Genomic DNA, 14,394 nt, shown 5'->3' on the forward strand with positions numbered 1-14,394 from the left:
GTGCTGAGGACGGTGAACCGGGTGCTGCTGGGGCTGGTGGGGCTCATACTGGTCGCGGCGGGCGGTGCGGCCCTCGCCGCCGGGGCCGGACTCTCCGTCCCCTCGTGGTGGCCCTGGCACGGCACCGATGACGTCCTGCTCAGCCGGGCCCGGCGGGAGCGCTGGCACCACTACGGCTGGTGGTGGCCGGTGGTCATCGCCGCGCTCGCCGTGCTGATCCTGCTCGCCCTGTGGTGGCTGCTCGCCCAACTGCGCCGGGCCCGCCTGGCGGAGGTCCTGGTGGACTCCGGCGACGGCGAGGGCGCGCTGCTGCGCGGCCGGGCCCTGGAGACGGTCCTGGCGGGCGAGGCGGAGGCGCTGCACGGGGTGGCGCGCGCCCAGGTGAGCCTGCACGGCCGCCGCACCACCCCGGCGGCGCGCGCCGCCCTGCTGCTCGAACCGCACGCCGCCCCCGCCGAGACCCTGGCGCTCCTCACTTCGCAGGCCCTCGCCCACGCCCGCGACTCGGCGGGCCTGGCCGCGCTCCCGGCCGAGGTACGGATGCGCGCGGTCAAGCACCGCCCGCAGCGCGTCAGTTGAGGGCGGGCCGCAGCGCGCTCAGAACCCGTGCCGTGCCCCGCCGTCCACCGGCAGCATCACACCCGTCAGATACGACGCGGCGGGCGACAGCAGGAACGCCGCCGTGCGGCCGAACTCCTCCGGGGTGCCGTAGCGGCGCAGCGGGATGCGGGACTCGCTCGCGGCGCGGGCCGCCTCCGCGTCGCCGGAGAGCGCGTCCAGCTCCCGTACGCGGTCGGTGTCGATCCGGGACGGCAGCAGGCCGACCACACGGATGCCGCGCGGGCCCAGTTCGTCCGCCAGGGACTTGGCGAAGCCCGCGAGACCGGGGCGCAGCCCGTTGGAGATCGTCAGACCCGGGATGGGCTCGTGGACCGACGCGGACAGGACGAAGCCGATCACGCCGCCCTCGTCGAGCTCGGCGGCCGCCGCGCGGGCCGTCCGCACCGCCCCCAGGAACACCGAGTCGAAGGCCGACTGCCACTGCTCGTCCGTGTTGTCGGCCACGAAGCCGGGCGCCGGGCCGCCGACGCTGATCAGCACGCCGTCGAAGCGGCCGAACCGCTCGCGGGCGGTGGCGACCAGCCGGGCGGGCGTCGCCGGATCGGCGTTGTCGGCGGCCACGCCCAGCGCGTTCGGGCCGAGTTCGGTAGCGGCCTCGGCCACCGCCTTCTCGTCGCGGGCGCTGAGCACCACCTTCGCGCCGTCGGCCGCGAGCGCCCGCGCGGAGGCGAGGCCGAGGCCCCGGGAGGCGCCGGTGACGACGTAGACGCGGTCCTTCAGTCCAAGATCCATGCGCCTATCCTGCCTCCAGCCCCAGCGCGGTCGCCACCAGGCCGATATGGCTGAAGGCCTGCGGGAAGTTCCCCAACTGGCGCTTGGCCACCGGGTCGTACTCCTCGGCGAGCAGCCCCACGTCGTTGCGCAGCGCGAGGAGCCGCTCGAACAGCTCCCGCGCCTCCTTCTCGCGGCCGGTCAGCCGCAGCGCGTCGGCCAGCCAGAACGAGCAGACCAGGAACGTGCCCTCGGCGCCGGGCAGCCCGTCCACGGCGCGGCCGCGGCCCTCGGTGCTGTAGCGGCGCACGAAGCCGTCCCGGCCGAGCTCGGCCCGTACCGCGTCCACCGTCCCGATCACGCGCGGGTCGTCGCCCGGCAGGAATCCGACGCGCGGGATGAGCAGCGTCGCCGCGTCCAGCTCCTCGGACCCGTACGACTGCGTGAAGGTGTTGCGCTTCGGGTCGAACCCCTTCTCGCAGACCTCCCGGTGCACCTCGTCGCGCATGCGCCGCCAGCGCTCGGCGTCGCCGCGCCGCGCAGGGTCGCTCTCAAGGGCCTGGACCGCGCGGTCGGCGGCGACCCACGCCATCACCTTGGAGTGCACGAAGTGGCGGCGGGTGCCGCGTACCTCCCACAGCCCCTCGTCCGGCTCGCGCCAGCGCGACTCCAGGAAGCCGAGCAGGCTGAGCTCCACGTTCCAGGTGTGCGGCTTGGCGGCCATGCCCGCCATACGGGCCAGATGCAGCGAGTCGATGACCTCCCCGTACACATCGAGCTGGAGCTGGTCGACGGCGGCGTTGCCGATACGGACCGGGGTGGAGTCGAAGTGGCCGCTCAGCCACGGCAGTTCGACCTCCGGCAGCCGTCGCTCGCCGCCCAGGCCGTACATGATCTGGAGGTCGGCGGGGTCGCCCGCGACCGCGCGCAGCAGCCAGTCCCGCCAGGCCGCCGCCTCCTCCAGATACCCGGCGGTGACCAGCGCCTCCAGGGTGAGCGTGGAGTCGCGCAGCCAGCAGAAGCGGTAGTCCCAGTTGCGCACGCCTCCGATCTCCTCGGGGAGCGAGGTGGTGGGGGCCGCCACGATGCCGCCGGTCGGGGCGAAAGTGAGCGCCTTGAGCGTGATGAGGGAGCGGACCACGGCGTCCCGGTAGGGGCCCTCGGTGCGGCACTTGTCCGCCCACTCGCGCCAGTCCGCCAGGCTCTGCTCCAGTGCCTCGTGCGGATCGATTATCGACGGCCGGGGCTCGTGCGAGGGGTGCCAGGTGAGGACGAACGCGACCTTGTCGCCCGGCCCGACCGTGAACGACGAGCGGGTGCTCATCTGCTGGCCCCATGTCTTGACCGGCGGGTCGGTGCGCAGCCAGACCGAGTCGGGGCCCGCGACCGCCACCCGGTGGCCGTCGGCGCGGCGCACCCACGGCACCACCCGGCCGTAGTCGAAGCGCAGCCGCAGGACCGAGCTCATCTCCACGCTGCCGCTGACGCCCTCGACGATCCGTACGACGTCCGGCATGACATCGCGCTGCGGCATGAAGTCGATGACCTTGACCGTGCCGGTGCGGGTCTCCCACACGGACTCCAGGACGAGCGAGTCGTCGAGGTAGGCGCGGCGCGTGCAGTCCCCGGCGCCCGCCGGGGCGATCCGCCAGTGGCCGTTGTCGTCGTCGCCGAGCAGCGCCGCGAAGCAGGCCGCCGAGTCGAAGCGGGGCAGGCACAGCCAGTCGACGGAGCCGTCCCGGCCCACCAGGGCGGCGGTCTGGAGATCGCCGATGAGGGCGTAGTCCTCGATGCGCTGGATACGTCGCGTCACGCAGTGGCGCATTCCCGCCCGGCGGAATTGTCAATCAGGCCGATACGTCAATACGACCGGACGTACGCGAACGGAGCCCGCCGGTACGCGTCGGACGGTGGTGCGGCGGTGGTGCGTGGTGGTTCAGGCGGCCGCGGGCGCGGGCAGTTCGGTTTCGGCCTTCGCCGCCGCCTCGGCCCGGTCGCGCTTCTCGCGGCGGACCAGGATCACCCAGCCGACCGGGACTCCGGCGGTGAACAGCCACCACTGGACGGCGTACGCCATGTGGGGACCGATCGAGGAGTGGTCGGGGGCGGGGATCAGCTCGGGGGAGTCCGACTCGGGCGCGGTCTGCTCGATGTAGCCGCCGAGAACCGGCCGGCCGAGCGCCTTTTGCTGCTGGGCGCTGCTGATGAGCATGACCTGGCGCGGCGGCAGCCCCTTGACGTCCTTGATGCCGCTGGCCGCGGTCGTCTGGTCGGCCATCAGCCGGCCGGTGACGGTGACGTCGCCCTTGGGCGGGGCGGGGATCTTCGGGAACTCGGTCTGGCTGCCGTTGTCCGCCACCCAGCCGCGGTTGATCAGCACGGTCGGGCCGCTGTCGAGGATGAACGGGGTGAGCACGTGGTAGCCGACCCGGCCGTCGGCCGCGGTCCGCCGGCGCACGACGACCTCATGGGCCGTGTCGTACGTACCGGTGGCCGTGACCCGCAGCCAGTACTGGGAGTGCGGGACGACATGTCCGGGGGAGGTGAGCTGGGTCACCGGGACCGGCTTCGCCTTCAGGTTGTCCGCTATGACGGAGTTCTGCGCGACGCGGTGCTGGTGGCGGTGCAGCTGCCAGAAGCCCAGCTCGATCATCGTGGGGATGAGAACGAGGGCGAGGAGGGTGACGAGCACCCACTGCCGGGACAACAGGAAGCGGTACACCCCATGAAGGTACAACTCCCACCATGGGGTGTTCTCAGGGGGTCGGGGTACGCAGGGCCGGACCTTCGGGGTACGGGAGGCCCGGCCTTCGGTACGGGGGATCACACCTTGTCGACGATGCCCACCCTGCCCTCCGCCCGGGCGCAGTGCCCGCCGCAGTACCAGTGGCCCTCGACCTCGACGCCCTGGCCGATGACCTGGACCCGGCAGTGTTCGCAGATGGGCGCCATGCGGTGGATGGCGCAGGAGAAGCAGTCGAAGACATGCACCGCGCCCTGCGCGTGCACCTCGAAGGACATCCCGTAGTCGTTTCCGCAGACCTCGCAACGTGCCATGCGCCACAGGGTGGAGCGCGCCGGGCCGCATCGGTGGGCGGCACGCCCTGCACTCACCCGTCTGCCGGAGCCACGTCCCGCAGCAGCTGGGTGAAGGCGGCCTCGTCGACGACCGGTGTGCCGAACGACTTCGCCTTGACGGTCTTCGACGTCGCCGAGTCGGGGTCGTTGGTCACCAGCAGACTGGTGAGCCGGGACACACTGGTCGCCACGTGCAGCCCGGCCTCGACCGCCCGGTCCTCCAGGAGCTCCCGGTCGACGGAGGTGTCCCCGGAGAACGCCACCCGCATGCCCTGCTTGAGTGGTTTGTCCGCTTCGTAACGCCCGGGGTTGGGGTACGGGCACGCCGGACGCTTACGGGCCGGGCGCCAGCTCGCGCCGCGTCCGTACGAACCGGTCGCCTGGTAGCCGATGCGCGGCGCGGCCGGCGCGTCCGACCACTCGGTCAGCGGGCGGCATTCCAGGAGCGGCAGCCGCGCCCCGACCCGCGCCGCCTCGTGCAGGCTCGGGCGGAACGCCTCGGCCAGCACGCGCGCGTCGTCGAGCGCGTGGTGCGCGTGCTGCTGCACCACTCCGAAGTGCGCGGCCAGCGACTCCAGCTTGTGGTTGGGCAGCGGCAGGGCGAGCTCCTTGGAGAGCGCGATGGTGCACAGCCGCTGGCGTACCGGCGCGGTCCGCTTGGCCCGCGCGTACTCCCTGGCGATCATCTGCCAGTCGAAGATCGCGTTGTGCGCGACCAGGACGCGGCCGTCCAGGCGCTCGGCGAACTCCCCGGCGATGTCCGGGAAGAGCGGCGCGTCGGCCAGGACGTCGGTGGTCAGGCCGTGGATCCACACCGGCCCGGGGTCGCGCTCGGGGTTGACCAGCGTGTACCAGTGGTCCTCGACATTGCCCTGGGCGTCCAGGCGGTAGACGGCAGCAGAAATTATCCGGTCGTCGCGGGCGAGTCCGGTGGTCTCCACGTCGACGACCGCGTACCCCTGCGGGTAGGCGGTCGGCCACGTCGGCGCTGCTGTCGTACGGTCGTCGAGCATGGTCACAGAGAATACGGGGCCGCACTGACAGTCCGACCGGCGCCCGTCAACACGGCTGCGCCAGCAGCCCGTCCACGAGGGCCCGCACCGAGGTCGCGAACAGCCGCTCCGGGTCCGCCGGCCGGGCCAGCGCGCGGGCGAGCGCCGGGTCGTGTTCGGCGGCCGCGGTGTGCCACAGCTCGTCCTCGGCGGGGTGCTGGGCGGGGGCGCGTTCGCGGTAGCGCTCGACCAGGACGTGGCCGACGACCTGGACCTGGACGGCCTGGACCACCCGCGCGGCCGCCGCTCCGCGCAGCCCGGCCGTGTGGACCTCGTGGACCAGGGCCTGCTGGGCGGGCAGGAACATCCGCTCGGTCAGGCCGCGTTCATGGACCAGCGCGATCAGATGCGGACGCTCGCGCAGCTCCCGGCGCAGGGCGGTGGCGACCGAGACGATCCGGGCGGCCGGGGTGCGCCCGCGCGGCCGGATCTCACCGAGCTCGCGCACGGTCCGCTCGACGAGCGCGTCGAGCAGCGACTCGCGGTTGCCGACGTGCCAGTAGATCGAGGTCACCGCCGTGCCCAGCTCGGCGGCGAGCTTGCGCATGCTGAGGGCTGCCGGGCCGTGCTGTCTGACCAGGGCCTCGGCGGTCGTCAGGATCTCCTCGCGGCTCAGAGACGTACGCGTCATGGTCCGCCTTCTTCCAACTCCGGTTCCCGCACGGCTCTTTACCCTTCATCGGCGGCGGTGTAACTGTGTTACAGAACCCCGGGGGACGGCACGGCGACCACAGGCTGAGGCACGACCGACGAAGGGTGGTACGACATGGCACGCGTACGGTACGGCGCTCGTACTCAGGAGGAGATCCGGGCCGCGCGCACCGCGAGCTCCAAGCTTCCCGACATCTGGTCCACCGGTGTGACGGCCGTCTGGGAGAGCGATCCGGACGCGGTCGCGGCCGTTCTGCCGCCGCCACTCAAGCCCGCCGAGAAGTCACTCGTACGGGCGAACATCAGCCGCGTCGAGCTGCCCGGCTATCCGCTCGGCGCGGGCTCGGTGGCGGTCTCCGCCGTCCATGACGGGCTGCCGGGGTGGTACCCGCTCGTGATGCCGATGACCCATGAGCGCGCGCTGATCGGCGGGCGCGAGGTGTTCGGCGAGCCGAAGAAGCTCGGGGAGGTCACCGTCGAGCGGGACGGCCTGGTCGTACGGGCCGCGCTGGCCCGGCACGGCATCGCCTTCGTCGAGGTGCGCGGGGCCGTCGACAGCGTCCTGCCGCTGCCGGAGCCCACCGAGAAGATCGACTTCTACTTCAAGTTCCTGCCCGCCGTGGACGGCGAGGGCTTCGAGATGGACCCCGTCCTGGTCCACTGCGTACGGAACGAGAAGGTCCGCAAGCTGGAGCGGATCACCGGGGACGTGGTGCTGCGCGAGTCGATGTACGACCCCGTCGCCGATCTGCCGGTGCGCCGCGTCGTGGAGATCACCATCGGCGAGAAGACCACCGACCAGCGCGGCCGGGTGGCCGAACGGGTCAGCGCGCAGGCCCTGTTGCCGTACATCCACCAGCGTTACGACGACCCGCAGCAGATCCTCGACGGGCCGCCGGCGGGGAGTGTCTGATGCGGCTCGCCGAGGGGCAGACCGCGGTCGTCACGGGCGCGGCGAGCGGGATCGGGCTCGCGATGGCCCGCCGGTTCGCGGCCGAGGGCCTGAACGTCGTCCTCGCCGACGTCGAGGAGGCGGCCCTGGACAAGGCGGCCGAGGAGTTGCGCGAGGAGGGCGCGCGGGTGCACGCGCGCGTGGTCGATGTCTCCGAGCGCGAGGAGGTGCGGGCGCTCGCCGACGCCGCGTACGACACCTTCGAGGGTGTCCATGTGCTCTGCAACAACGCGGGCGTCGGCTCCGGGGCCGAGGGCCGGATGTGGGAGCACGAGGTCAACGACTGGAAGTGGGCCTTCGCCGTGAATGTGTGGGGCGTCTTCCACGGCATCCAGGCCTTCGTGCCCCGCATGATCGCCTCGGGCGAGCCGGGCCATGTGGTCAACACCTCCTCCAGCGACGGCGGGATCGCGCCGCTGCCCACCGCGTCCGTGTACGCGGTCACCAAGGCGGCCGTCGTCACCATGACCGAGTCGCTGTACGCGCATCTGAAGGCGGAGCACGCGCGCGTGGGCGCGTCCGTGCTCTTCCCCGGCCCGCACATGCTGCGCACCGGCCTGTGGGAGTCGCACCGCAACCGGCCCGAGCGGTACGCCAAGGAGCGGCCCCGCAAAACGCCCTACCGCAGCCTGGACCAGTGGGAGGCGGCGATGCGGGCGGCCGGGCGCGAGATCCACTTCACCCCGGTCGAGGACGTCGCCGGGACGGTCGTGGACGGCATCCGGGCCGACCGCTTCTGGCTGCTCCCGCCGAGCGAGCACAGCGACGCGCAGATCAGGGCCAGGTCGCGGTCGATGCTGGACCGGGCCGAACCGACGTACCTGGAGAACTTCGTTCTCGACTGAGGACAGAGGCAAGAGGACTGAGGACTGACGACCGAGGACCGAGGACGGCAGTGATGACCGAGCCGAACGACCCGTATCTGATCATTTCCTCCGACTGCCACGCCGGACTGCCCACCGAGCGGTACCGGCCCTATCTCGACCCCCGTTTCCACCGGGAGTTCGACGACTTCCTCGCCGGGCGCGAGCGGCGCCGCGAGGAGATGACCCGCCTGGGCGTACGCAACGAGGCCTTCGCGGCCAAGTGGTTCGCCGACAACGAGGAAGGCCTCACAGGCGGTTGGGACGTCGAACGGCGGCTCAAGGAGCTCGACGGCGACGGGGTGGCGGCCGAGGTCGTCTTCCCCGACGCGGACGCCGTGGACAGCCAGACCGCCGCGCCCTTCGGCGTGGGCCTGGGCCTCTCCGGCGACCAGGACCCCGACCTCGGCATGGCGGGCGCCCAGGCGCACAACCGCTGGCTCGCCGAGTTCGTCGGGCAGCATCCCGAACGGCACTGCGGGGTCGCCCTGCTGCCGGTGACCGGCGACGTCACGCGCGTGGTGGCCGAGATCCACCGGGCCAGGGAGTCGGGGCTCGGGGCGCTGATGATCCCCTCGATGTGGGTCGACAAGGCCCCGTACCACGACCGCCGTTACGACCCGGTGTGGGCGGCGGCCGCCGAGACCGGGATGCCGCTGGTCACCCACTCGGGCGCCGCGCCCCGCCACGAATACGGCGACCACCTGGGTATCTACGTCAGCGAGGTCACCTGGTGGCCCGCCCGGCCGCTGTGGTTCCTGCTCTGGTCCGGCGTCTTCGAACGCCATCCGGGGCTGAGGTTCGGGGTGGCGGAGTCGGGCTGCTGGTGGCTGCCGAACCTGCTGTGGTTCATGGACCGGCTGTATCTGGGCGCCCACGGCGGCAAGAAGCTCTCGCCGTTCGCCGAGCTCAAGCGGCCGCCCAGCGAGTACCTGGACCGCCAGATCTTCGTCTGTGCCACCAACACCAAGCGCCGCGAGCTCGCCCAGCGCTACGAGATCGGCATCGACAACATCCTGTGGGGCTCCGACTTCCCGCACCCGGAAGGCACCTGGCCGCACACCCGGGAGTGGCTGAAGAAGACCTTCCACGACATCCCGGTGACCGAGACGCGCCGCATGCTGGGTCTGGCGGCCGCCGAGGTCTTCGGCTTCGACACCGCCGCGCTTGCCCCGATCGCCCGCCGCATCGGCCCGACCCCGGCCGAACTCGGCCAGAGCGACGACCAGTCGGCCGTCGAGGCGTCCTGGGCGCGCTCGCGAGAGGTGGGTCGGCACTGGCTCACCGACCACGACTTCCCGGTCCTGGGGGCGTCATGAACGCCGACCGGTACACGGTGATCTCGGCCGACTGCCACGCCGGCGCCGACCTCCTGGACTACAGGCCGTACCTGGAGAAGCGGTACCACGACGACTTCGACGCGTGGGCGGCCACCTACGTCAACCCGCACGAGGACCTGCTCGCCGACACCGCCGACCGCAACTGGAGCTCCGAGCGGCGGATCGCCGACCTGGAGGCCGACGGGATCGTGGCGGAGGTGATCTTCCCCAACACGATCCCGCCGTTCTTCCCGTCGGCGTCCCTGATGGCCCCCGCGCCGACCCGGGAGGAGCTGGACCTGCGCTGGGCGGGTCTACGCGCCCACAACCGCTGGCTCGCCGACTTCTGCGCGCTGGTCCCGGGCCGCCGGGCGGGGGTGGCGCAGATCCTCCTGAACGACGTCGACCGGGCGGTCGAGGAGATCCGCCGCACCAAGGAGGCGGGCCTGACCGGCGGCGTCATGCTCCCGGGCGCGCCGCCGGGCTCGGGACTGCCGGAGCTCTACTCGTCGGCGTACGACCCGATCTGGACGGTCTGCTCGGACCTGGACGTCCCGGTCAACCACCATGGCGGCTCCGCGTCCCCGCCGCTCGGCGAGGAACCGGCCGCGCGGGCCGTCTTCATGGTGGAGACCACCTGGTTCTCGCACCGGGCGCTCTGGCATCTGATCTTCGGCGGCGCGTTCCGCCGCCACCCCTCGCTCAAACTGGTCCTCACCGAACAGGGCGCGGGCTGGATCCCCGGTGTCATCGAGATGCTGGACTACTACCACGAGCGCCTGGTGTCGTCGGCGACCCGGGCGGCGACGGCGGAGTCCAAGTTCGGCGCGGGCCTGGCCGAGTCGATGGGCAAGGGACCGAGCCGGGTCTGGCGCGACAACTGCTACGTGGGCGCCAGCTTCATGCGCCCGCACGAGGTGCCGCTGCGCGACCGGATCGGCCTCGACAAGATCATGTGGGGCAGCGACTACCCGCACGACGAGGGCACCACCCCGTACTCCCGCGAGGGACTGCGCATCGCGTACGCGGGTCTGCCGCGCGACGACGTGGCACGGATGGTGGGCGGCAACGCGGCGCGCGTGTACGGCTTCGACCTGCCGCTCCTGGACGCGGTCGCGGCGAAGGTGGGCCCGACCGTCGAGGAGATCGCCGAGCCGATCGACGAGATCCCGCCGGGCGCGACGAGCCCGGTGTTCGCTCTTGGTGGGTCGGTACGGGTGTGGTGACGGCGGGGGTGAGACCCTTCGCCACATGACGGAAGCGGAGACGGCGCCCGGCCCGGACGAGTCCGGCGGGCACGACGAGGCCCATGGTGAAGCCCTCGGCGCGCGCCTGAACTGGCTGCGGGCCGCGGTCCTCGGCGCCAACGACGGCGTCGTCTCCACCGCGGGCCTCGTCGTCGGCGTCGCGGGCGCCACCGGCGACCGCTCGACGCTCCTGACGGCGGGCCTCGCGGGCCTCCTCGCGGGCTCGATGTCGATGGCGGCGGGCGAGTACGTCTCGGTGTCGACCCAGCGCGACTCCGAGAAGGCCGCGCTGGCGATGGAACGGCGCGAGCTTCGCGAGGAGCCCGAGGCCGAACTGGACGAGCTGACCGGCCTGTTGGAGGACCGCGGCCTCAGCGCCGAGCTGGCCCGGGAGGCGGCCGAACAGCTCACCGAACGCGACGCCCTGCGCGCCCACGCGCGCGTGGAGCTCGGCATCGACCCCGACGAGCTCGCCAACCCGTGGCACGCGGCGGGCGCGAGCTTCCTGGCCTTCACCGCCGGAGCCCTGCTGCCTTTGCTCGCCATCGTGCTGCCCACGGCGTCGGTGCGCCTGTACGTGACGGTCGGCTCGGTCCTGGCGGCCCTGGCCCTGACCGGCTGGTGGAGCGCGCGGCTGGGCTCGGCGCCGGTGGGGGCGGCGGTGCTGCGGAACATGGGCGGGGGTGCGCTGGCTATGGGGGTTACGTATGTTGCGGGGGTTTTGTTGGGGGCGGCGGGGGCTTGAGGTCAGAGGCGGTTGCGGTGAATCTTTAGCCGTTCTGGGGGGATCTGATCGGCGCCGATGAGGGGCATGTCGTCTGGGGCCCTGATGGTGAGGGCGGGCAGGTCTGCCAGTGGCGAGAGATCGAGCGGGGCACCGGCGGTCGTCGACTTGGCGAGGTACACCTCGGCCAAATGGGGCAGTTCGCGCAACGCAGCCAGCCCGGCCGGAATTTCGGACTCGATCAGGGACAGACTCTGGAGCCGGGCGGCGCTGGCCAGCCCGCCCAGATCGAGAGAATCGAGCTGGTAGAGGCCCAGGCGCGTCAGCCGTCCGAGCAGGTTGGGCATCGTGCACAGTTCCCGTAGTTGCGACCGTCCGGCGAGCGCCAGTTCACGGAGAAGCGGCCAGCGTTCGATGCCGTCGAGACTTGCGTATCGGATCTGACGCTGAAGCGTCAGCGTGGTCAGCTGCGGGCCCAGGGGAAGTTCCGTGAGGCTCTCGATGAGCGCGGGATAGCCGATGAAGGCTCTTTGGAGGCAGGTCGCCTCCCGCAGTGGCTCCAGCGAGAGTTCTGGATCAAGCATGTAGAGGGAGATTTGCTCAAGGCCCGGCTTAGCGATCGGTGTCAGATCCCGCAGTGCCGAACACTGGCTCAGACCCACCTGCTTGAGCAGGGGGAGCGAGGTCAGTGGAGTGAGATCTGTGAGACGCATATTGTCGTAGACGAAGACGTAATCCGCTGCCCGGACTTCGGCTAGCGGGGTGAGATCGGTGTGGTTGCCCGACACCTGGATGCGGCGAGCGTCAGGTACCAGGCGAAAGGCGAGCAACTGCTCCTGGGTCGTGGCAGTAAGCACGGATTTGTCCCACGTCCCCGCAGCCAACACCTCCCGCGCGTACTCCTCGGTGTCGAACGCCCCCCATGCAGCCGCGACCTGGCTGGCCACGGGCCACCGCCCATCCCCCCGAAACCGAGAGATCACCTCGAACGCCGCATCCCCCCTGATCGCCGCAGCAGTCCGCACCACCGCCCCCGCCTCGAACTCATCCAGCCCCTCCGGCCCCGGCAGCAGCTCAAGCACCAGCTCGCCCACCTTCGCCAGCTTCTCCGCGTCGTCCAGACAGCGCGGCGGCAGCAGCTCCCGGGTCCGGGCCTCGACCGATTCCCGGACCGCCGGGTCCAGCTCAGGGGCGTGCTCCAGGCAGGCCGCGGCCAACAGCGCCAACCGATGCCGCAGCAGCGGCGCCCGGTCGGCACGCCGGAGCAACTGCTTCAGCAGACGCGCCCGTTCGTCCGCCCGCGCGTGGCCGACCGCCATCTGCACGACGTCGTCCCACGTGTCGTCGTGCGCATTCGCCGCCAGGACGCCGAAGTCGCGGGACTCCACCGCTGCCTTCGCGCCGAGGTAGTCCTGGAAGGTGCGGTGCACGAAACCGACGGTGCCGGGGGCCGGTTCGCGGAGGAGGCCGCTGCGGATGAGGAGATGGGCGAAGACCTGCTCGGCCGTGCCTCGCACCTGCGGCATCGCCGTCAACCAGTCGGCGATCATCTCCATGGCCTCGCTCTGCTCGGCCTCCACCTGGGCGTTGCGGATCAGCCAGTACGCGAGGCGCTGGAGGAGCGCGGTCTGTTCCTCGCGGGTGAGCTCGACGCCCTCCACGCACGCGATCTCGCGTTCCGTGTCCCGTCGTACGAGCAGCATGTCGAGGGCCGCGTCGTACAACTCCTTCCTCGCGCGCGGCAGTTGCATCCGGCGGTCGCGGTTGAGCGCGCACAGCAGGGCGCACATCAGCGGGTTGGTGGCGAGCCGTCCCAGGTCGCGGCGGCTGCCGACCGCTTGGCGCAGCGAGGCCTCGTACGTCGCCAGCTGCGCGCGTTCGGCGTCGCTCAGGCACTCGCCGCGCGCGGCGTCGTGCCAGTGGCCGATGAACGCGCGGATGTCGTCGCGTTCCATCGGCAGCAGTGAATGGGCCACGAAGGCCTGCCGGGAGAGCCAGTCGACGGGGACGGCGGAGGGGCGGGTGGTGACGACGTACCGCGCGTTCGGGAACGCTGTGATCAGGGACTTCAGCCAGGTCTCGGTACGCGCGCGCAGCCGCGTCGGGACCTCGTCCACCCCGTCGACGAGGACGAGTGCCCGTCCTCCCGCGAGCAGTTGCTCCACCCACCCGGCGGGCGCGCGCAGCGGCACCCCGGCCGCGCGCAGGAACTCGTCGGGCAGCGGGAGCGCGTCGGCCTGGGTGAAGGCGCGCAGCCGCAGTACGAAGGGGACGCACCGGTTCCAGTCCGCCAGGTCGCCGGTGAACGTGCGCCGGGCGGCGTTGAGGGCCAGCCACTGCACGAGGGTGCTCTTGCCGGAGCCCGCGGGTCCCCGCAGCACCACGCGATCGGCGCCCGCGAGCGCCTGCTCGGCCTTGACCGCGACCTGGTCGCCCCGGGCGGGGAGAGCCCGCTCGCCCTTGATCGCCACCTGGTCGCCCCGGGCAAGGCCGAAGTCCCCGCGCTCCCCGCTCACCGCGAGGCTGATGTACGCCGTGTCCAGCGCCCATTCGCTCCGCGAGCGCCCCAGCGTCAGCCCGTACAACTCAAGGCGCCCGTGCGTCTCGGTCATATAGGCCGCGTACTGCTCCTCGAAGCTCAGGGCCGTTGCCTCCGCGCGCGGGCCGAGCCGGTCGCGTACGTCCGCCACCAGCGTGTGCGTCCGGCCCGCCGCCCTCGCCTGCTCCACCGCCGCACGCGCGGCGAACGCGGGGTGTGCGGTCAGCTGCTCGACCACGTGGACGCAGCAGTGCCCCAGCAGCTCCTCGTACAGCGCCTCGCCCGGGCCCGGGTGCGGGCGGCGGAGCTCGGCGTACAGCCGCCCGGAGTCCAGGTCGAGCGCGAACAGGCGCTCCGGCGTGATCTCGCCCGCCGCCGCGAACGCGTCCGCCACCGCGTCGGCCGCCGCCGTCCGCTCGTACTCGGGCAGCGAGCCGTACGAGTCCGTGAGCCGCCGCCCGAGCACCTTCGCAAGGCGTTCCGGCGACGCGGGCCTCGGCAGCGGGCGCACGGGGGCCTGGACCAGGCCCGCGCCGGCCTTCGGGCTCAGGAGGGACTTGGCGACGGTGGAGGCCACCGTGCTCGCCACTCGTACGAGCACAACTTCCATGCCTGACACGGCAGTTGACCTCCCCCT

At 72.0% G+C, this 14,394-nt stretch carries 13 protein-coding genes; 6 read left to right on the forward strand and 7 right to left on the reverse strand.

Features of this window, described 5'->3' with window-relative positions:
- Complete coding sequence (amaP, locus tag BG418_RS15885) at positions 1 to 579, forward strand: alkaline shock response membrane anchor protein AmaP (protein ID WP_188274529.1); 579 nt, start codon at positions 1 to 3, stop codon at positions 577 to 579.
- 18 nt (positions 580 to 597) lie between these two features.
- Here the strand turns inward: amaP and BG418_RS15890 are convergent, their stop codons facing one another.
- From BG418_RS15890 to BG418_RS15915, 6 genes are all read right to left on the reverse strand, one after another.
- Positions 598 to 1,353 (reverse strand): SDR family oxidoreductase, encoded by a 756-nt coding sequence (locus tag BG418_RS15890; protein ID WP_188274530.1) that lies wholly within the window; start codon positions 1,351 to 1,353, stop codon positions 598 to 600.
- A 4-nt stretch (positions 1,354 to 1,357) separates the two neighbouring features.
- Positions 1,358 to 3,145 carry a glycoside hydrolase family 15 protein gene (locus tag BG418_RS15895; RefSeq protein ID WP_317453665.1) on the reverse strand — a complete coding sequence of 596 codons (1,788 nt, stop codon included), beginning with the start codon at positions 3,143 to 3,145 and terminating at the stop codon, positions 1,358 to 1,360.
- 123 nt (positions 3,146 to 3,268) lie between these two features.
- The gene (locus BG418_RS15900; RefSeq protein ID WP_188274532.1) at positions 3,269 to 4,054 is read right to left on the reverse strand and encodes an SURF1 family protein; all 786 of its coding nucleotides are present in this window, start codon (positions 4,052 to 4,054) and stop codon (positions 3,269 to 3,271) included.
- A gap of 101 nt (positions 4,055 to 4,155) precedes the next feature.
- Positions 4,156 to 4,389, reverse strand: coding sequence for a hypothetical protein (locus tag BG418_RS15905; protein ID WP_188274533.1), 234 nt, complete (start codon positions 4,387 to 4,389; stop codon positions 4,156 to 4,158).
- Positions 4,390 to 4,442: 53 nt separating this feature from the next.
- Complete coding sequence (locus BG418_RS15910) at positions 4,443 to 5,429, reverse strand: DEDDh family exonuclease (RefSeq protein WP_188274534.1); 987 nt, start codon at positions 5,427 to 5,429, stop codon at positions 4,443 to 4,445.
- A 40-nt stretch (positions 5,430 to 5,469) separates the two neighbouring features.
- Positions 5,470 to 6,093, reverse strand: a complete 624-nt coding sequence (locus BG418_RS15915; protein WP_188274535.1) for a TetR/AcrR family transcriptional regulator — start codon at positions 6,091 to 6,093, stop codon at positions 5,470 to 5,472.
- A 135-nt stretch (positions 6,094 to 6,228) separates the two neighbouring features.
- On the opposite strand from BG418_RS15915, the gene BG418_RS15920 reads away from it, so the two are divergent.
- Genes BG418_RS15920 through BG418_RS15940 form a run of 5 tightly spaced genes read left to right on the forward strand, consistent with a single transcriptional unit; the run spans position 6,229 to position 11,239 of the window.
- The gene (locus tag BG418_RS15920; RefSeq protein WP_188274536.1) at positions 6,229 to 7,026 is read left to right on the forward strand and encodes an acetoacetate decarboxylase family protein; all 798 of its coding nucleotides are present in this window, start codon (positions 6,229 to 6,231) and stop codon (positions 7,024 to 7,026) included.
- Positions 7,026 to 7,910, forward strand: coding sequence for an SDR family NAD(P)-dependent oxidoreductase (locus BG418_RS15925; RefSeq protein ID WP_188274537.1), 885 nt, complete (start codon positions 7,026 to 7,028; stop codon positions 7,908 to 7,910). Before BG418_RS15920 ends, BG418_RS15925 begins: the two co-directional genes overlap by 1 nt.
- Before the next feature lie 53 nt (positions 7,911 to 7,963).
- Positions 7,964 to 9,247, forward strand: a complete 1,284-nt coding sequence (locus BG418_RS15930; RefSeq protein WP_188274538.1) for an amidohydrolase family protein — start codon at positions 7,964 to 7,966, stop codon at positions 9,245 to 9,247.
- On the forward strand, positions 9,244 to 10,473 hold the full coding sequence (locus BG418_RS15935; RefSeq protein ID WP_188274539.1) for an amidohydrolase family protein: 1,230 nt from the start codon (positions 9,244 to 9,246) through the stop codon (positions 10,471 to 10,473). The genes BG418_RS15930 and BG418_RS15935 overlap by 4 nt, the downstream gene beginning before the upstream one ends.
- Positions 10,474 to 10,498: 25 nt before the next feature.
- Positions 10,499 to 11,239, forward strand: coding sequence for a VIT family protein (locus BG418_RS15940; protein WP_188274540.1), 741 nt, complete (start codon positions 10,499 to 10,501; stop codon positions 11,237 to 11,239).
- A 2-nt stretch (positions 11,240 to 11,241) separates the two neighbouring features.
- Here the strand turns inward: BG418_RS15940 and BG418_RS15945 are convergent, their stop codons facing one another.
- Positions 11,242 to 14,367, reverse strand: coding sequence for an NACHT domain-containing NTPase (locus BG418_RS15945; protein WP_223184911.1), 3,126 nt, complete (start codon positions 14,365 to 14,367; stop codon positions 11,242 to 11,244).
- Positions 14,368 to 14,394: the final 27 nt, after the last annotated feature.

Source organism: Streptomyces sp. CBMA152, from assembly GCF_014596475.1.
Classification (GTDB): Bacteria; Actinomycetota; Actinomycetes; order Streptomycetales; family Streptomycetaceae; genus Streptomyces.